Source organism: Streptomyces atroolivaceus, from assembly GCF_000717025.1.
GTDB lineage: Bacteria > Actinomycetota > Actinomycetes > Streptomycetales > Streptomycetaceae > Streptomyces > Streptomyces atroolivaceus.
In genome coordinates this window covers 67,306-87,039 of sequence record NZ_JNXG01000010.1, presented here as the reverse complement: position 1 = coordinate 87,039, position 19,734 = coordinate 67,306, and the positions used below count along the sequence as shown (strand labels likewise).

The 19,734-nt window shown below is 71.4% G+C and carries 8 protein-coding genes; 5 read left to right on the top strand and 3 right to left on the bottom strand.

The window, feature by feature from the left end:
- Window positions 1–97: 97 nt before the first annotated feature.
- The 4 genes from OO67_RS20275 to OO67_RS20260 all read left to right on the top strand — a co-directional run bounded on the left by OO67_RS20275 (window position 98) and on the right by OO67_RS20260 (window position 15,659).
- Window positions 98–1,150, top strand: coding sequence for an iron-siderophore ABC transporter substrate-binding protein (locus tag OO67_RS20275; RefSeq protein WP_033302416.1), 1,053 nt, complete (start codon window positions 98–100; stop codon window positions 1,148–1,150).
- 43 nt (window positions 1,151–1,193) lie between these two features.
- Window positions 1,194–2,981: an ABC transporter ATP-binding protein gene (locus OO67_RS20270; protein ID WP_033302414.1), complete on the top strand. Its 1,788-nt coding sequence runs from the start codon at window positions 1,194–1,196 to the stop codon at window positions 2,979–2,981.
- 68 nt (window positions 2,982–3,049) lie between these two features.
- Window positions 3,050–13,972, top strand: a complete 10,923-nt coding sequence (locus tag OO67_RS20265; RefSeq protein ID WP_033302412.1) for a non-ribosomal peptide synthetase — start codon at window positions 3,050–3,052, stop codon at window positions 13,970–13,972.
- Between the two features lies 1 nt (window position 13,973).
- Window positions 13,974–15,659, top strand: coding sequence for an ABC transporter ATP-binding protein (locus tag OO67_RS20260; RefSeq protein ID WP_033302410.1), 1,686 nt, complete (start codon window positions 13,974–13,976; stop codon window positions 15,657–15,659).
- A 103-nt stretch (window positions 15,660–15,762) separates the two neighbouring features.
- On the opposite strand, the gene OO67_RS20255 is transcribed toward OO67_RS20260, so the two are convergent.
- The 3 genes from OO67_RS20255 to OO67_RS20245 all read right to left on the bottom strand — a co-directional run bounded on the left by OO67_RS20255 (window position 15,763) and on the right by OO67_RS20245 (window position 18,526).
- Window positions 15,763–16,881: an alpha/beta hydrolase-fold protein gene (locus OO67_RS20255; protein ID WP_051709593.1), complete on the bottom strand. Its 1,119-nt coding sequence runs from the start codon at window positions 16,879–16,881 to the stop codon at window positions 15,763–15,765.
- 43 nt (window positions 16,882–16,924) lie between these two features.
- Window positions 16,925–17,929 carry an acetylglutamate kinase gene (argB, locus tag OO67_RS20250; protein ID WP_078598121.1) on the bottom strand — a complete coding sequence of 335 codons (1,005 nt, stop codon included), beginning with the start codon at window positions 17,927–17,929 and terminating at the stop codon, window positions 16,925–16,927.
- A 246-nt stretch (window positions 17,930–18,175) separates the two neighbouring features.
- Window positions 18,176–18,526, bottom strand: a complete 351-nt coding sequence (locus tag OO67_RS20245; RefSeq protein ID WP_033302544.1) for a hypothetical protein — start codon at window positions 18,524–18,526, stop codon at window positions 18,176–18,178.
- 334 nt (window positions 18,527–18,860) lie between these two features.
- Between OO67_RS20245 and OO67_RS20240 the strand changes: the two genes are divergently transcribed.
- Window positions 18,861–19,625 carry an IclR family transcriptional regulator gene (locus OO67_RS20240; protein ID WP_033302409.1) on the top strand — a complete coding sequence of 255 codons (765 nt, stop codon included), beginning with the start codon at window positions 18,861–18,863 and terminating at the stop codon, window positions 19,623–19,625.
- The last annotated feature ends 109 nt before the right edge of the window (window positions 19,626–19,734 follow it).

The following is a 19,734-nucleotide window of genomic DNA, read 5'->3' as shown; positions in this document are numbered from 1 at the left end:
GGCCAGAGTTAGGCTAGGCTAACCTCACCTTGTGGGATAGGGTTTGGCTGCCCTCGGACGGAGTGCAGCGGACAGCGCGAAAGCAGGGGATTGAAGGATGCTCTTCCACAGATCGACGCTTCCGAAGCCATGGCGGCGGCTGGCAGTGACCCTCTCCGCCGTGACGCTCGGCGTCGGCCTCCTCGCGGGGTGCGGTTCCGACCCCGAGGAAGAGACGAGCGACAAGACTCCGGCCACCGCCGCCGGCGCGTTTCCGGTGACCGTGGAGCACGCCTTCGGATCCACGGAGATCACCAAGGCTCCCGAGCGCGTCGTCTCCGTCGGCTACACGGACGACCAGGCCATACTCGCGCTCGGCATCAAGCCGGTCGGCATGGTCGACCAGTACCCGAACCCCGCGGGCACGTCCCCCGACATCAACACCCAGTGGCCCTGGGTGAAGGACAAGTGGGGCGACACGCGCCCCGAGGTCGTGATGAGCAACGGCGACGCGGGACCGAACTACGAGAAGATCGCCGCCCTGCGGCCCGACCTGATCGTCGCGGTCTACTCCGAGATCGATCAGGCCGCCTTCGACAAGCTGTCGAAGATCGCTCCGACCGTGGGCCGTACCAAGGCCGAGAAGGAACTCTTCAGCGCGCCGTGGCAGGACAACGCGGTCCACATCGCGAAGGCGCTCGGCAAGGAGGACGAGGGCGCCGCACTGGTGAAGGGCATCCAGGACAAGCTCGACGCCGCTCGTGAGGCACACCCCGAATTCGCGGACCAGACCGCCGTCGCGCTCTCCTGGTACGAGGACTCGGTCGCGCCGTTCACCACCACCGACGTACGAGGACGGCTGGTGACCGGCATCGGTTTCAAGGGGACGACGAAGATCGACGAGATCGCGGGCGACAAGTTCTACACCCAGCTCTCCCCCGAGCGCATGGACCTGATCGACGTCGACCGCATCTTCGTCATCAACGACAAGGCGGACCAGGACGCGCTCAAGAAGTTCGAGCTGTTCACCAACCTGTCCGCGGTCAAGGCGGGGAAGGTCTCGTACCTGCTGGACAGCGAGGGCCCGGCTGTCGGCGCGGCCATGTCGCAGGGCACCCTGCTGTCCCTGCCGTACGCGATCGACGAGCTCGTCAAGTCGGTCGGCCGGTGAGGCCCGGCGCCCGGCACCGCCGGCGGTCAGGTCCGGTTCCTGAGTGAGCAGCACCGACACGCGCGTCGCCCCGGCCACCTTGCGCACGGCCGCCGGAGGCGAGTCCACCCGATGGGTCGCCGCGCGCTGCCGCGAGATGCCGTGGCTCACGGCCGCCACCGTGCTCACCACGGTCGCCGGAGCGGCGCTCCAGGTGCTGCCGGTGCTCCTGCTCGGCCGTGTGGTCGACGGCGTGGTCGACGGGGACGGGCGGTCGGTCCTGGTCACGGTCGGCGCCCTGATGGGAGCCGCCGCGCTGCTCGGCGCGGCGGTGACCGCGGTGTCGACGTACCTGATCGGACGGCTGGGCGCGGACCTTCTCGCGCAGCTGCGGGAAGCGGCCGTCCGGTCGGTGCTGGGGATGCCTAGCGCACGGATCGAGCAGGTCGGCCGGGGGGACGTGCTGTCCCGGGTCGGCGACGACGTGGCCGTACTCTCCAGGGGCATCCGCACGGCCGTCCCCACGGTGTTCTCGGCCGGCGTGCTGGTCGCGATCGCCACGGTCGGCATGTTCGGCCTCGACTGGCGGCTCGGCCTGGCGGGCGCCGGCGCGCTGCCCGCCTACGCGCTGGCCCTGCGCTGGTATCTTCCCCGGTCCGCCCCGCTGTACCAGCAGCAACGGGCAGCCCAGGGCGAGCGTGCGCAGGCGCTGATCAGCGGGCTGAACGGGATCGACACCGTACGGGCGTACCGCCTGGAGGGCGCCTTCCGCGAGAAGGTCACCGACAAGTCGTGGCGCGTGCGCGATCTCGGCATCGAGGTCTTCCGCGTCTTCGGCCGGTTCGTCGGCAGGGAGAACCGCGCCGAGTTCATCGGGCTGGTCCTGATACTCGTCGTGGGCTACGCCCTGCTGGAGGCCGACGCCGCGAGCCTGGGCGAGGTGTCGGCGGCGCCGCTCATGTTCCACCGGCTGTTCACACCCCTCGGTGCCATCATGTTCACCTTCGACGAGGCGCAGAAGTCGGGTGCGAGCCTCACCCGACTGGTCGGGGTGCTGGGAGAGGACACCGAGTCCCGGCTGGTGGGTGACGCCTCCGTGGTGCCCGCCGGTTCCACGCCGTACCCGGTCACGGTGGAGGGGTTGACCTTCACCTACCCCGGCGCCGAGGAGCCGGTCCTGCGGGACGTCAGCCTGACGATCCCGGCCGGCGGCTCGCTCGCACTCGTAGGGGCGACAGGGGCGGGCAAGTCCACCCTGGCCGCGCTGATCGCCGGTATCGGGACCCCGCAGACCGGGTCGGTGCGCATAGGGCCGGAAGACCTGGCCGGCCTGGACGGGGCGGGCGCGCGCGCTCTCGTGAGCATCCTGACTCAGGAGACACACGTGTTCTCCGGGCCGCTCGCCGACGACCTGCGGCTGGCCGCCCCGCGGGCGACCGATGCCGAGCTGATGGAGGCACTGCGCACGGTCGGAGCCCGGCACTGGGTCGACGCACTCCCCGACGGGCTGCACACCATGGCCGGTGAGGGAGGCGAGCGACTGGACGTCACCAAGGTCGCCCAGATCGCCCTGGCCCGGCTGGTTCTGAGCCGGGCACCGGTGGTGGTGCTCGACGAGTCGACCGCGGAGGCGGGCAGTGAGGGCGCCGCCGAGCTCGAGAGATCCGTGCGGGCCGCGTGCGCGGGACGCACCACGCTGTTCGTCGCGCACCGGCTGACCCAGGCGATGGCGGCGGACCGGATCGCGGTTCTGGACGAGGGACGCGTGGTGGAGCAGGGAACCCATGACGAGCTGGTGGCTCTGGGCGGACGGTACGCGCGACTGTGGACGGCCTGGCGCGAGGGCAGTTAGCGGCAGTCAGGCATCTCCGAGCTGAGACCGGTCCAGCTCTCGTACGGTGGAAGGACGATGAGTTTCCGATGACGCATCCCACTGCTCGCTCCGTGCTGCTCTCTCCGGCGTCCCTGGACGACGTACGCAGGCGAACCGGTGACCATTCCGACAGGACCATCGCCCAGGCGTGCGCCATCGGGCTGGCGTACTGGGCGACAGGCCGGAGTCCCGATGGCGTCGACCTCGCCTCCGGCACCCTCTTCACCGACGTCCTCCGGTGGGTCGGCAACGGTGGTACGGCGCCGTCCGGTTGGGAGGTCGCCGCTGACGGCCGGACCATCCTCCTCCCCGAAGGCGTCATGACGGCCGGCGCGCAGCTCGCACTGGACGATCTCGCCGAATTCCCGGACCGGCCCCTCGGGACCATCGCTCCCGTTGATGCGGAGGCGAGGCTGGCGACGCTGGCCGAGTGGAACGACACCGAAGCCGGCCGACTCCGTCCGACCGTCGTGGAGATGTTCCGCGAGCAGGCGCGGATCAGGCCGGACGCCGTCGCGATCGTCGACGAGCACCGGTCACTGACGTACCGCGAGGTTGCCGAGCTGTCGAGTCAGCTGGCCCACCACCTGGTCGAACGCGGGCTCACCGCCGAGCAGGCCGTCGGTATATCGCTGGGCCGCTCCGCCGACATGGTGATCGGGCTGCTCGGAGTGCTCGGGGCCGGTGGGGCGTTCGTTCCGCTCGACCCGCAGTGGCCTGCCGAGCGCCGAGCCGCCGTCATCGAGGACGCCCGGATCGTGATGCAGCTCAACACCTCGGGTGAGCACCGGACGGGTGAACCGGAAGGTGTGGCCGTCGACCTCGGCGCCTGGCGGTTCGCCTCCTGCCCCACCGAGGGGACCGAGGTCTCCGTACCGGGCGCGGCCCTGGCGTACGTGATCTTCACGTCCGGTTCGACCGGCCGCCCCAAGGGTGCCATGATCCGGCACGAAGCGATCAGCGAGCGCCTGCTCTGGCAGTCCGAGGAGATACTCGGCTTCGGCCCCGACGACGCCTCGCTGTTCAAGGCGCCGCTGTCCTTCGACATCTCCGTGAACGAGATCTTCCTGCCCCTGGTGCGCGGCGGCCGGCTCGTGGTCCTGAGGCCCGGGGGCGAACGCGACCCCCATCACGTGCTGAGCGTGCTGGCGGACCAGCGCGTCACCTTCACGTACCTGGTGTCCTCGATGCTGGACGTGCTGCTGGACCTGGCGGGCGACTCCGGGCAGCTGGACAGCCTGCGGCACGTGTGGTGCGGCGGCGAGGTACTGACCCCCGAACTCTACGAGCGTTTCCGGACCCTGCTCGACATCCCCATGTACCACGGCTACGGTCCGGCCGAGACGACGATCGGCGTCTCGCACGTCATCTACCGCGGCGCGGCCGAACGCCTGTCGACGTCGATCGGCAGGGCCAACCCCAACACCCAGCTGTACGTGCTCGACGACGAGCTCCGCCCGGTCCCGGTCGGCGTCGGCGGAGAGCTGTACGTGGGAGGGTTCCTCCTGGGGCGCGGGTACGTCAACGCCCCGGGCCTGACGGCGTCCAGGTTCGTCGCCAACCCCTTCGCGGGCGACGGGTCACGGCTGTACAGGACCGGCGACCTCGCGCGGTTCGCCCCGGACGGGTCGCTGGACTTCCTCGGCCGCGCCGACAACCAGATCAAGATCCGCGGCATGCGGCTGGAGACGGAGGACGTCGAGACGGGCCTCGCCGAGCACCCCTCCGTACGGCACACCTGCGTCGTGGCGAAGAAGAACGCGGCGGGCGGCACCTACCTGGTGGGGTACGTGATCCCGGTCACCGGCGAGGAACCGGGCGGCGAGGAGGTCAGAGCGTGGGCAGCCGAGCACATGGTCGAGTACATGGTGCCCGCCCACGTCGTCGTGCTGAAGGAGTTCCCGCTCACCGCGAACGGCAAGCTCGACCGCGGAGCGCTCCCTGAGCCCCGCGTCGGGACAGGCCCGCTCGTCCCGGCCGCCACGGAGAACGAGCGCGCGGTGTGCGCGGCGGTCGCGGGCGTGCTGGGACTGGACGAGGTAGGTGTCGACCAGGACTTCTTCAGGCTCGGCGGTGACAGCATCCTGGCCATCTCGCTGCTGAGCGCCCTCCGCGGAGCAGGGCTGTACGTCACCGCGCAGCAGATCTTCACCCACAGCGTGGTGGGAGCGCTGGCGGCGGTCGTCAGCAGGGAGGACGTCCCTGCCGCGGGAGACGGCGATGTGGCGACCGGCGCCGTCGTCGGCTCGCCGATCGTGCAGTGGCTCGGTGAGGTGACGGACGCGATCGACGGTTTCGTGCAGTCGGTCGTGCTGAACACCCCGGTGGACCTGACCGCGGACGCCCTGGACGTGATCCTCACCGCTGTCGCCGGTCGGCACGACATGCTGCGCGCGAGGCTGGTGCGAGGCGACCGCTGGAGCTTCGACATCCCGGCGGCGGGCGGAACCGCCGGAGGGTGGCAGGAGAGCGACCTTCCACTCGAAGCCTGTGTCGCGCTCGCCACCCAGGGGATCGACCCGGACCGAGGCGCGATGATGCGCGCCGTCTGGCGCCGCGAGGCACGGCAACTGGTCCTGGTGGTCCACCACGTGGTCGTCGACGGTGTGTCCTGGCGGATCCTCATGGAGGACCTTGCCACCGCCTGGCGGCAGGTCGCTTCCGGTGTGCCGGTCGAGCTGCCCGCGGTGGGCACCTCGTTCCGGCGCTGGACCCAGGCACTGCAGGGAGCGGACTTCGAGCCGGACCGTGCGGCCTTCCTGCGTCCTCTGCCGGCGGTGGACCGGCCGCTGGGCAGGCGTGCGCCGGCCGAGCGCGACACGGTCGCCCGTGAACGCGTACGGACCGTCTCCGTGGCACCCGACCTCACCGCCGCGCTGCTCGGGGAGATACCGGCGAGGTTCCACGCGGGCGTCAACGACGTGCTGCTGACCGCGCTCGCCGTCGCCCTCGCACGGTGGCGCCGCGACCTCGGGCAGGATCAGACGTTCGCGCACATCGAACTCGAGGGGCATGGCCGCGAAGGGCGGTTCGTGGCCGAGGCGGCCGGCTTCGAGCCCGAACTGTCACGCACCGTGGGCTGGTTCACGACCCTCTTCCCGGTCGTCGTGGACCCCGGTACGGCCGACGACCTCACCGCTCCCGCATACCTGGCAGCCGCGCTCAAGGCGGTGAAGGACGACCTCGCCGAGGTGCCGAGCAACGGCGTCTCCTACGGTGCCCTGCGGTACCTGACCGAAGCCGGGCTCGCCGGTCCCGCCCCGCAGGTGCTGTTCAACTACCTGGGCCGCTTCGACACGGGCACCTCCGGGGACTGGCAGTTGTCCGGCGGGGCCGGACAACTGGGGGAGAAGAGGGACCCGCGGATGCGCCTGCCGCGCGCCCTGGAGTTCAACGCGATCGCCGAACATGCCCGGGAGGGCGGGTACGAGCTGGTCACCACCCTCTCCTGGCCCGACGGGATGTTCACCGACGAGGACACCGCGACCATCGGCGCGTACCTCGTGGAAGCCCTGGCCGGACTGGCAGCGCTCGACGGGGGCGGCCACTCTCCCGGCGACTTCCCCCTGGTTCCGCTCACGCAGGCCGACGTCGACGCCCTGGACGGCCCTGCGCTGCGGGACGTCCTTCCCCTGACCCCGTTGCAGGAGGGCCTCTACTTCCACTCCGTCTTCGACGACGACTCGGCGGGCAGCTACGTCGAGCAGCAACTGCTCACTCTGGAAGGCGAGGTGGACGCCGCCCGGCTGGCGGCCGCCGCGACCCGGCTGCTCACGCTGTACCCGAATCTGGCGGCGCGGTTCGTGGCTCTCGCCGACGGCCGGGTGGTCTCCGTGCTGGAGAGCGGAGTGACGGCGCCCTTCACCACGCTGGACCGCCCCGGCATCTCCGACGCCGAGATCCGGGAGCACGCCGAGCGGGACCGGCGCGCGGGATTCGGCCTGTCCACGGGTCCCCTGATGCGGTACACGCTGATCCGGGCGGGGTCCGGCAGGAACGTGCTGGTGCAGACCGTGCACCACATCATCGCCGACGGCTGGTCGGTGCCCCCGATGCTCCGCGCCCTGCTGGCCGAGTACCACGAACCGGGCACCCTGTATCCCCTCGGCGGCTTCCCCGACTACGTACGCCGGCTGGCCGAGCTCGACGACGCCGAGAGCGACCGGGTCTGGCGCGACCAGCTCGCCGGCCTGCCGGGCCCCTCACTGGTCGCCGACGGTCACACCCCGTCCGACCGCTTCGCCGACACCGCGGTGGAGCCCGAGGACGACATCGACGGGGCCGTCCGGTCGGCGGGCGTCCCGCTGAGCGTTGCGGTCCACAGCGCCTGGGCGGCGGCGCTGGGCGGCATCCTCCGGAGCAGGGACGTCGTGTTCGGCTCCACGGTGTCCGGTCGCGACGCGGATGTGCCCGGTATCGAGGACATGGTGGGCCTGTTCATCAACACGATCCCGGTGCGCGCCCGTTGGGAGCGGACGGACACGGCCCGGGACCTGCTCGCGTCGGTGCGGGACCGCCAGGGGGCGGTGCTGGCACACCAGCACGTCTCCCTGGCGAGGATCGGCCGGCAGGCCGGCGGCGGAACCCTGTTCGACACGCTGGTGGTCTTCGACGTCGCGACCGATGTGGCGGCCCTGCGGCGGCCCGGCGACGAACTGGTCGTCACGGGCATCGTCAACGAGGGTTCCCCCCACTACCCGTTGACCCTGGTCGTGGAACGCACACCCGCGGGCCGCCCCCGCTTCAACCTGATCTACGACGGGGAGTTGTTGCGCGAGGCGACCGCCCGGGCGATCCTGCTCGGGTTCACCCGGACCCTCACAGCTCTGCTCACGCGGCCGGACGCCCTCGTCGACGATCTGGTGCCCGAGGACACCCGACGCCCCGCGCGGATCGCCCCGACGACGCTGGGCGCACTGTTCGACGCGGCGGCCGGACGCAACCCGCAGGCCACCGCCGTCACGCACTGCGCTCTCGACGGCAGCACCGAATCCCTGACGTACGGCGAACTGGCGGCCGCGAAGAACGAACTGGCCTCCGTCCTGCGAGCGGCCGGTGTCGGGCCGGGCACCCGCGTCGCCGTCGCCGCGCCACGCTCCCTGGAGCAGGTCGTCGCCCTCGTGGCGATCGTCACCGCGGGCGGCGCGTATGTGCCCCTCGACCTGGCCTACCCGGACGAGCGGCTGGAGTACGTCCTCACCGATGCCGCGCCACAGGTCGTCCTCGTGGACCGTGGGCAACGGGACCGCTTCACCGAACTGCTGAACCGGGGGGCCGGCGGGCCGGCCCGCGTGCTCGTGCTGGGGGAGGAGCTTCCCGAGGGGGCCGGGCAGGCCCCCGCCACCACCCCGGCCGGATGGCACGACCCGGCATACGTGATCTACACGTCCGGATCGACCGGCAGGCCCAAGGGCGTCGTCGTCCCGCACTCCGCCGTGGTGACACTGCTCGCGAACACGCGGCCTGGCATGGACTTCGGACCGCACGACGTGTGGGTCCAGTTCCACTCCTACTCCTTCGACTTCGCGGTCTGGGAGCTGTGGGGCGCGCTGGCGCACGGCGGTGAGCTCCTTGTGCCGGAGTACGGACTGACCCGCTCCCCGGTGGACTTCCACCGGCTGGTCCGCGAGCGCGGAGTGACCGTGCTCAACCAGACCCCCTCGGCCTTCCACCGGTTCATCGAGGCCGACCGGCACGCAGGTGAACCCGTCACCGCGCTGCGCCGCATCATCTTCGGAGGGGAGGCGCTGGATCTCGCACGACTGCGCGGCTGGGTGGAGCGGCACGGCACCGCCACGCCCGAACTGGTCAACATGTACGGCATCACCGAGACCACCGTCCACGTCACCCACCGGGTGCTCACCGAAGAGGACTTCGGCGACGACGTCAGCCCCATCGGCGGTCCGATCCCGGGACTCGCCACCTACGTGCTCGACGACAGGCTCCGTCCGGTGCCGCCCGGCCGGGTGGGTGCCATCTACGTCGCCGGTGACCAGCTGGCGCTCGGCTACCTCGGCAGACCGGGCCTGACCTCGGGCCGCTTCGTGGCGAACCCGTTCGCGGGCGACGGCTCCCGGATGTACCACACGGGCGACCTCGCCCGCCGCACGCTCGACGGGGAGCTGGAATTCGCCGGCCGCGCCGACGACCAGGTGCAGCTCAAGGGTTTCCGTGTCGAGCTCGGCGAGGTGGAGTCCGCGATCAGAGAGCTCGACGGCGTGACCGACGTCGCCGTCACCGTGGCCGGCAGCGGAGACCACCTGGTCGCGCACGTGGTGGGCCCGGTGCCCGGCGATCTCACCGGCAGGCTGTCCGCGAAGCTGCCCGCGCACATGGTGCCGGGCCGGGTGCTCCGGACCGAGGCCCTGCCGCTGACGGTCAACGGCAAGCTGGACCGCAAGGCCCTGACCGACAGCGCAGCGCAGGCCGGTCCGCCGCTTGCCGCGAGCGCAGCGCAGGCCGGTACGCCGCTCGCCGCGAGCGGCGCCGCGCTTGCCGCACTGGTCGACATCTTCGCCGAGGCACTGCCCGGCACCCTGGCCGTGGACGGTGACACCGACTTCTTCAGGGCGGGGGGCGACAGCATCGTCGCCATCACCGTGATCAACCGGGCCAGGGCACTCGGTCTGCCGATCGCGCCGCGGGACGTGTTCCTCTTCAGGACGCCGCGCGCGCTCGCCGAACAGCTCGGATCGCGCGCACCACAGGCCTCCGCACCCGTGCCCGCCCCCCGTGTGGACGGCCCGTTGGCGCCCACGCCGATCATCCTGCGCCAGCGCGAACTGGGGGGATCACTCGTCGGCTTCGCCCAGGCCAGGACACTGGTGGCGGCGGAAGGCACCGAGTTCGCCGATGCTCAGCGTGCGGCGGACACGGTCGTGGCCGCCCACCCGGCGCTGCGGCTGAGACTGCGCGTGGAGCACGGCGTCTGGGCCCTTCGCACCGAGCCCGCCCGCGAGGTCACCGTGGTCCGGGCGGACACCGCCGACGTGGCCACCGTGGCGAACGAGGCCGCAGCACGGCTGGATCCCGGGACCGGCGAAGTCATCGCCTTCTCCTGGCTCGAGCCGGCCCGGACACTGGTGGTCACGGTGCACCACCTCGCCGTGGACTCCGTGTCCTGGCTGGTTCTGCTGGACGACCTGGCCACCGCACTGCGCGGGGCGACGCTGCCGCCGCCGACCACGTCCTACGCCGAGTACGCCGAAGCCCTCAGCTCCCGGGCCGCCCTCGCGGCCGACGACCCCGGTCGCTGGATCGCCGCGCTCCGGGCACCCGTGCTCCTCCCGGCGATCGGGAGGCTGCGGGAGACCACGGTCGTGCTCGCGCCCGAGGTGAGCGACCGGGTGACGCGTACCGCGCCCGCCGCGCTCGGCATCGGTCCGACCGAGCTGTTGTGCGGCGCGCTCCGGACCGCACTGACGCATGTCCAGCCGTCTCCCACCGATCTCTCCGTGGACCTGGAACGGCACGGCCGGGTCCCGGCGCTGGAGCACCACGACTACACCCGCACGGTCGGCTGGTTCACCTCCATCGCCCCTGTGCGGCTCACCGCGCACACCGACCCCGTGGAGGCGGCTCGCGAGGTCGCGGAACGCCAGCCCGACGAGCAAGGACACGTCGCCTACGGCCTGCTCAGGTACCTCAACCCGCAGACGGCCCCCCTGCTGACGGCCCGCCCGCAGGTGCTGTTCAACTACCTCGGCCGGGGGAGTGAGTCGCAGGCACCGCACATCACCGGCGGGGAGCAGAACAGCCCGTACGCCGTCGAGGTCAACGCCTGGACCGACGAGGCGACCGGAAGCCTGCACGCGGCCTTCGTCCTCGCGGAAGGCGTTCCCGACGCCGTGACCGGCCACTGGCTGCGGGCACTCGAACGGATCGCGGACGTCGCCGCCACCGCCGAACGCACGGCGCCGGTGACCCCGCTCCAACGGGGCCTGTACTTCCAGGCCCAGATGGCGGGGCCGGCCGGACACTACGTCGCGCAGAGCTACTTCACCTTCGACCGGCGTCTGGACGCGGACGCGCTGGCCGAGGCGATGGCGTACGTCATCGCACGGCACCCGGTCGTGGGCGCGGGCTTCACCACCGACGACGACGGAAACCCCGTGCAGGCGCTCGCCGCGGGACGGCGCGTCGACGTCCGTACGGTCCGGCTGACGACGGACGCGGACGTCGAAGCCCTGTGCACGCGGGACCGCGACACGGGCTTCGACCCGGGGAAGCCGCCGCTGATCCGGATGACCGTGGTGCGTCGGCCCGGCGGACACGACGGACTGCTGCTGAGCTACCACCTGCTGCTGTGGGACGGCTGGTCCCGCGAGATCGTGCTGCGGGACCTGTTCGACGCCTATCAGACCGTCCTGGCGGGTGAGGAACCGGACGCCGTTCCGACGGCACCGGGCTTCGAGGACTACGCACGTGCCCTCGACGCCAGGGACCCCGTGGTGTCGGAGCGCTTCTGGGCGGAGCACCTGACGGGCCTCACCGGCCCCACACTCCTCGCCGGCCCTGAGCCGTCCCTCCCGGACGGCCTTCCGAGGGCGCTCGTACACGTGCTGTCCACCGAACACTCGGACCTGCTGCGAGAAGCGGCCAGAGCGCACGGCGTCACGCTGAACACGGTGCTGACCGGCGCTTTCGGCCTTCTTCTGGGCGCGCACACGGGACGGAGTGACGCCGTGTTCGGTGTGACCGTGTCCGGCCGGGAGGGTGAGGGGCTGTCGGACATCGTCGGTGTGCTCCTCAACACCGTCCCGATGTGGACGCGGGCCCGGCCGGGGGACACGGTCCAGGAGTACCTGGCGGCCGTACAGGCGGCGAGGGTCGGGGCGATGGACCACGAGCACCTGGGTCTCGGCGAGATCCAGCGGGCCAGTGGGCACGACAGCCTGTTCGACAACCTGTTCGTTCTCCAGAACTTCCTGGACCTGGACGCGTTCGCCGAGATGAACACCAGGCACGGCATCACGGCGGTGCGGGCCGACGACTCGACGCACTATCCGTTCACCTGGGTCGTCACACCGGGCGACCGCCTCACGGTCAAGCTGGAGTACCGCGACGACGACACACCGAAGGCCCGCCGTCTCGTCGACGACTACCTGCGCGTGCTCGAGGACCTGGCCCGGTCGGCCGGTCCGCTCGGAGCACTGCGCGGCGTGGGGGCGGGAGCCGGAGCGACCGAGCGCACGGACATCGGTACGGACACCGTCGTCGACCGGTTCGACCGGGCGGCAGACCGGGAGCCGCAGCGGGTTGCCCTCGTCGCCCACGGCTCGGCCATGACCTTCGCGCGGCTCCGCGACCGCAGCCGTGAGGTGGCCGGGGTACTCGTCCGGCGAGGCATCGGCCCGGAGACGACCGTCGGTCTCGCGCTCCCGCGCTCCCTCGACTCCATCGTGGCACTGTTCGCCGTGCTGCGGACCGGTGCCGCGTACGTGCCGCTGGAGCTGGACCACCCGGACGAGCGGATCGCCTCGATCGTCGACGCGGCACGACCGGACGTGATCCTCACCGTGAGCGCGGTGTCCCCACGGCTGACCGGCGACCTGATCGAACTCGACCGGCCCCTGCCGGAGGCCGAGCCGTACGTGACGTTCGCGCAGGACGCACCGCACCGTCTGCGGCACCCCGCGTACACGATCTACACCTCCGGATCGACCGGGAAGCCCAAGGGTGTGGTGACCGAGTACGCCGGTCTCACCAACATGCTGATCAACCATCAGCGCCGCATCTTCGAGCCGGTGCTGGCGGAACACGGGCACCGGATCTTCCGGATCGCGCACACCGTCTCGTTCGCGTTCGACATGTCGTGGGAGGAGCTGCTGTGGCTCGCCGACGGCCACGAGGTGCACATCTGCGACGAGGAGCTGCGCCGCGACGCGCCCAGGCTGGTCGAGTACTGCGTCGAGCACGGGATCGACGTCATCAACGTGACTCCGACCTACGCGCAGCAGCTGCTCGCCGAAGGCCTGCTGGACGACCCCGCGCGGCGGCCCGCACTGGTGCTGCTCGGCGGAGAGGCGGTCACCCCGACGCTCTGGCAGCGGCTCGCCGAGACCGAGGGGACGGCCGGCTACAACCTGTACGGACCCACCGAGTACACCATCAACACCCTCGGGGTCGGCACCTTCGAGTGCCAGGACCCGGTGGTGGGCGTGGCGATCGACAACACCGACGTGTACGTGCTGGATCCCTGGCTGAGGCCGCTGCCGGACGGAGTGCCCGGTGAGCTGTACGTGTCGGGCATCGGTATCGCGCGCGGCTACCTCGGTCAGCCCGCCCAGACCGCGGACCGTTTCGTCGCGTGTCCGTTCGGCGCACCGGGCGAGCGCATGTACCGTACCGGCGACCTGGTGACCAGAAGGCCCGACGGAAACATCGTGTATCTCGGCCGCACCGACCAGCAGGTCAAGATCCGGGGCCACCGGGTCGAACTGGGCGAGGTCGAGGCCGCGTTCGCGGCGCACCCGGCGGTGCGGTTCGTGGCTGCGGTCGCCCAGCCCGACCCCCAGGTCGACGGAGCTCACCGGCTGGCGGCCTACCTGGTGCTGAGCGGCTCCGGCCTGGCCACGGTCGCCGCCGAAGTGGGCGGCGGGCTGCCCGACTTCCTGCGCCCGACGCACTACGCACAGGTCGACGGCATCCCGCTGACCGTGAACGGGAAGGCCGACACCAGGGCCCTGCCGGATGCCAAGCCGCTGGGCGTGCTGAGCACCGGGGGCGAGCGCGGCCCCCGGACCGGTACGGAGACGGTGGTCTGCGAGTTCTTCGCCGAGGCGCTCGACCTGGACGACGACGAGGTGAGCGCGGTGAGCGACTTCGTGTCCCTGGGCGGGCATTCCATGCTGGCGGTGCGGCTGACCGGGCTGCTCCGCCGGGAGTACGGTCCTGTGGTCACGATCCGTGACCTGCTCACCCTTCGAACCCCGGAAGCGATTGCCCGCCACATTGAAGAAAACACCTGACGTGCAGCGGCCCCGCCCGGGGGCCGACATCCTCCGGACCGCCCTGCGCCGCAACGCCGGCGCCGTGGTCCGGGGCACTGTCCTCATGGGTCTGTACCAGGCGGGGGAGACCGCCTTCCCCATCGCGCTCGGCCTGATCGTCGAGCACACGATGCGGGACAGGAGCCTCGGCTCGCTCGGCATGTCGATCGCCGCACTGGCCGTCATCATCACGACCGTGTCGCTGTCGTGGCGGTTCGGGATGCGTGTCCTGCAGAAGGCCAACACCACCGAGGCGCACCTCTGGCGGGTACGGGTCGCGGCCTGCGGACTCCAGCCGGTGGCCAGGGACGTCGGCCTGAAGTCCGGCGAGGTGCTGACCATCGCGACCGAGGACGCCGACCAGACCGCCGACATCGTCGAGGTGGTCCCGCTGCTGATCAGTTCGCTGGTCGCGGTGGTCGTGGCGTCGGTCGCGCTGGGCCTGGCCGACCTCCGGCTCGGCCTGCTGGTCATCGCCGGAACGGTGGCGATCCTGACGATCCTCAGCGTGATGTCCGGACGGATCGGCGAGAGCACCCGTGAGCAGCAGGCCAGGGTCGCACGGGCGGGTGCCAAGGTCGCCGACCTGATCAGCGGCCTGCGCCCGCTGCACGGCTTCGGCGGCAACCACGCGGCGTTCCTCTCCTACCGGAAGGTCAGCGCGGACGCGAGGCGCCAGGCGGTCACCGTCGCCAGGGTGAACGGCGTGTACGCGGGCACCGCGCTGGCCCTCAACGCGGTCCTGGCCGTTGTCGTGACACTGACGGCGGGCTGGCTCGCGTACGGAGGACACATCACGATCGGCGAGCTCGTCATGGCGGTGGGGCTGGCGCAGTTCATCATGGAACCGCTCAAGATGTTCTCGGAGATGCCGAAGTACGTGATGATGGCACGCGCCTCGGCCGATCGGATGGCACTGGTGCTTGCCGCGCCGCCGCTGACGGCCCAGGGCCGGGGCCGGCCGGCCGCAGGCGGAGACCTGGAGATCGACAGCGTCCGGTACGGGGCACTGCACGGCCTGAAGTTCCAGGTGCGTGCCGGCGAGTTCGTCGCGATCGCCGCCTACCAGCCTCGCGCGGCGGCCGATCTCGCCTCGGTCCTGGGGGTGAACGTCCCGCCGCACGCGTACGAGGGGGTGGTGCGGGTCGGCGGGCGGGAGATCGGGGAACTGTCGGTCGAGGCACTCCGCGAGCACATGCTGGTGAACCCGTACGACGGGGAGATCTTCGCGGGCAGCCTCCGGACGAACATCGATCCGTCGGGCACCAGCCGTATGGTCACCGAGGCCGTGGAGGCGTCGCTCCTGACCGACGTCGTCGCCCTCCACCGCGCGGGACTCGACCACAGCGTCCGCGACCGTGGTGCGAACCTCTCCGGAGGGCAGCGCCAACGGCTGTCCCTGGCGCGCGCCCTCGCCGCGGACTCCGACGTCCTGGTCCTGCACGACCCCACGACAGCGGTCGACGCGGTGACCGAACAGCTCATCGCGCGTAACGTCGCGAAACTGCGCAGGGGCCGTACCACTGTGGTGCTCACCAGCAGTCCGGCACTTCTGGACGCCGCCGACCGGGTCCTCGTCCTGGACGACGGTGCCGTCACCGCCGAGGGCACCCACCGCGACCTCCTCGCCACCGACGAGGCCTACCGCATGGCCGTTGCCCGGTGACCCGCCCCTGGGGTGTCCGCGAAGTCCCGCACATGACGGCTCCGGGGGCGGAGCGTGATGAAGCACCGGAAGCGGCCGACGCCTGAAGCCGCTCAGCCGCCCGTCAGGCGAGTGCCCAGGCGACATCCCTGAGCAGGGCGCTCCGCCAGCCCGCCCGGTCGTGGCCCGATGCCGACCGCGACACCCGTACGGTCGCGCCGGCCTGTTCCGTCAGGGCCTCGGCCAGTTCGCAGTGGGGCAGCATGCGCGGCTCGTGTTCCCCCACGTCGAAAGCGACCCGTAGACCGGACAGACCGGGGCCCTCCCGTAGGCGTTCGGCGATGCTGCCACCGACCGGGCCGTCGAAGAGGTCCGCCCGGTCCAGGGCACCTGGAGCCCACCAGAACGACGGCGACTGGCAGGCGATGCGTGAGACCAGGCCCGGGAACTCCAAGGCCGCGTACATCGCGCTCAGCCCTCCGAGGCTCTGCCCTGCGACCACCAGCCGGTCCAGGTCGGCAGGTACGCCGGATTCCGCGACCAGTGGCAGCAGTTCGTCCCGTACCGCCTCCCACAGCCGGGGGTCGCACCCGAACTCGGCCGCCCTGTCCTTGGAGGGGAGGAAGACGAGGGTGACGGGGGGCATCTCACCGGCCGCGACGGCCGAGTCGAACGCGGTCATGGCCGGGTGGAGGTACAGCCAGTCGTCCCCGTCGAGCAGCAGGACGACGGGCCCGCCGCCGCCCACCGGGTGGATCCGTACGGTGCGCCGTCCACCGAGCCGCTCACCGGCCCAGCGGATCCGGGTGTGCGGGACGGGCAGGACGTCGTCGGCGCCGATGAGGGGCCAGTGCGGCTGGTGCGGGGCGTCCGGAGTGGCGAATACGGACCGGTCACCGCCCGCGCCCACGGGGTTGAACGGGTCGGCGTACGCCATGTCTCCCGCGAGGAACCGGTAGGTCACGCGCAGTCGCGCGGGCATGCGCACCTCGGCGTACCAGCAGTCCGTGTCCTCCCACTGCCGCAGGACCACGGGTTTGGACCAGCTCTCGAAGCCGACGCTCGCCGCTGAACCCCGCCAGAGGAACAGGGTCACCCAACCGCCGTCGTCGGCGGGCACCGACGCGGGTGTCCGGACCGCCGCCCAGAACTCGTCGGTGCCGGGCCGGCCCGTCAGGCCGAACGCGGCGAAGGAGTTCTCCGCACCGGCCGCACCACGGGCCTCTTCCGTCATCCGGCGCATGAACGTCTCCTTCTTCGGGGGAGGCCGAAAAGCTGATGGGGCTTCAACGAGGCGCACCCGCAACACTCGTGGAGTGCACGTCCGGGGCGCTGGGCTCCTGTACCGGCGGGAGGGTGCGGACACCCGGCCGCCGAGGCACTCGCACGGTGCGGATCCTCGTGTCCCCGCCCTTTCCGGGAACAACGGTGGTGCCGGGACTCGTCTCGTCGAGGACGCCGCGCAGAACGGCGTGCGGTACACGGCCGTCGAGCACGTGCGCCCTTCGTACGCCGCCGCGGACGGCCCGAAGGCAGCCTTCCATCTTGGGCAGCATGCCGCTCTCCAGATCCGGCAGCAGCTCCTGCAGGGCATCGGCGGTCATACGCTCGATCACGGCGGTGCTGCGCGGCCAGTCCGAGTACAGCCCTTCCACGTCGGTGAGCATCACGAGCCGCTCGGCGCCGAGGGCCACGGCCACGGCCGACGCCGCGAGATCGGCGTTGACGTTGTAGACCTGCCCGTCCTCGCCCCGTGCCACGGGGGAGACCACCGGGATGTGCCCCTCCTCCAGGAGTGCGTGCAACATGCCCGGCTCCACGTCCACGACGTCGCCGACGAGGCCGATGTCCACGGGACTGCCGTCCACCCACGCCGACCGCCGTACCGCCGTCATCGTGTGTGCGTCCTCTCCGGACAGACCGACGGCGAAGGGCCCGTGGGCGTTGATGTGGCCGACCAGATCTCGTTGGACGTGCCCGGTCAGCACCATGCGCACCACCTTCATGGCCTCCGGGGTGGTCACCCGCAGGCCCGCCTCGAAGCGGGTCTCGAGGCCCAGCCGATCGAGCATGGCGCTGATCTGCGGGCCGCCCCCGTGCACGACCACGGGGCGCAGGCCCGCATGCCACAGCTCCACGACGTCCCGGGCGAACGTCCGCTGCAGGTGCGCGTCCACCATGGCGTGCCCGCCGAACTTGACGACGACCGTGCCACCCCGCGGCTGCTCCCGCTGGTGAAGTGGCCCGTCGGGCGGATCCTCGTGCCTGCGCCCGGAGACGGCCGGTCTCATCTCTGTCCCCACCCTGTTCGAGAGCTGTGTGTGCACTGCCTGGACGCGCTCAGGGGTGCTTGGCGGCAGTCGGGTCGACAGCGGACGGAGTCCCTCCGTGCAGGCCGGATCGACGGTCACCCCCACCCCTGGGCACGCGAACTTAGCCAAGCCTAAGCTAAATGACTCGGGCGTGCACGCGGGCAGTTGCCGGACGCCGGAGCGGAAGCCGCCCGGTGTCAGGCGCTGGGCGCACTCAGCCCTCGTTCAGGCCGCCGCCTGGTACGCCGAGCCGACAGCGGTGTCGATGCAGGGGTGGACGACGAGCCGTGTGCCCCCGGAGCAGGCGTTGGCCTCCAGGAGCCGCCGGACGGGGGCGCTGTGAGTGGCCACAGACATCAGTACGCCCAACTCGTCGCAGTGGCGGTGGGCGCGCAGAACCGCGCTGGCCGTGGCAGGTGTGGCCGCCGGTTCCTCGATGACCACGAGCACCGGTGCCGGCTGGTATGCGCGCACGAACGCCGTTATCCCGGACGTCAGTTCGGCCCGTCCGCCGATCCCCGGATCCTCCTGCACGGTGAGGACCAGGACACCATGGTCAACTCTGTGGGACAGCATCGCGACCTCCGCTTCCGGGCCCGCCGGTGGGCTCTGGTGCACTGCGTCTGCCCTGCTCCGCAGCTCGTCATGCGCCGTGTTCCATGCGTGCCGCTCGGACCTGGCGTGGCCGGGCCGACGTCGTTTCCCGGAGGTTCGCCGCCGCAACGCCGACGACTGCCGCCCGGCTCCCGTGGACTTCGCCTCGGGCGTCCTCCGCCCCTCCCGGGAAGGCCGTGCTCCGTCACCGTCGACGCAAACCAGGGACCGTGGTCCCTCCGCCTTCGACGGCCCGGAATCATGGTGCCGGGCCGCACCAGGGACACGGCCCCTGCGACACGACCGAGAGGACCCCGTGGCCGACCCCAAGAGCTACATCATCGAGTCATTGGACACAGGGCTGCGTCTGATGCGCCTGTTCCTCACCCACGACACCCTGTCGGTCACCGAAGCAGCCAGGGAACTGGACGTGGCGCGCTCCACGGCGCACCGTGTGCTCAGCACCCTGGAGTCACGCGGCTTCGCCACCCGGGACGCCTCCGGCCGGGGCTACTCCGCGGGGCCCGAGCTGGTGGCACTGGGCCGCCCCGCCGGCTACGGACCCGAGATCAGGACCCGGCTCCAGGTCGTGCTGGACGCGGCAGCCGCCGCCACCGGAGAGACGATCAGCACCGCCGCACTGATCGGCGACCAGGTGATCATCACGGACGGACGGGAGTCGCCGCACTCCGTGCGGGCGGTGCTGGCATCCGGCCGCGCTCTCCCCGCGCACGCCACCGCGGCGGGCAAGGTTCTGCTCGCCCAGCTGACCGCCGAACAGGTCTGCGCCCTCTACCCGGAGGAGCGGCTGGCCGGTCTCACCAGCCACACCCTCACTTCCCGTTCCGCCCTTCTCTCCGAACTGGCCGGCATCCGTGCCCTCGGCCGCGCCGACAGCCACGGCGAGTCGGTGAGCGGAATGAACGCCGTCGCGGTGCCCCTCGCCGGGAACAGCTGGCGCGACCGGCTCGCCCTGATGGCATCCATGCCGGCGGACCGGGGCGGCGCATCCGAACTCGACCGGCACGCCGAGGTGCTGCAGAGGGCCGCGAGACTCCTGCCGCCACCGTCCTCCTCCTGAGCCGCGCCCGACCGGAGCGGAGCCGGGAGCGTCTCGACGCCGGTTGTACGCACCGAAGTTGGCCCCGACCTGCTTGCGCAAGGATATGAAAGAATTTGCAGAAATCCTT

What these genes read in the sequence shown, in the direction of transcription:
- OO67_RS20245 (WP_033302544.1), bottom strand. Translation starts at nt 18,526, where the DNA reads ATGCTGTCCCACAGAGTTGACCATGGTGTCCTGGTCCTCACCGTGCAG.
- argB (WP_078598121.1), bottom strand. Translation starts at nt 17,929, where the DNA reads ATGAGACCGGCCGTCTCCGGGCGCAGGCACGAGGATCCGCCCGACGGG.
- OO67_RS20275 (WP_033302416.1), top strand. Translation starts at nt 98, where the DNA reads ATGCTCTTCCACAGATCGACGCTTCCGAAGCCATGGCGGCGGCTGGCA.
- OO67_RS20255 (WP_051709593.1), bottom strand. Translation starts at nt 16,881, where the DNA reads ATGCGCCGGATGACGGAAGAGGCCCGTGGTGCGGCCGGTGCGGAGAAC.
- OO67_RS20265 (WP_033302412.1), top strand. Translation starts at nt 3,050, where the DNA reads ATGACGCATCCCACTGCTCGCTCCGTGCTGCTCTCTCCGGCGTCCCTG.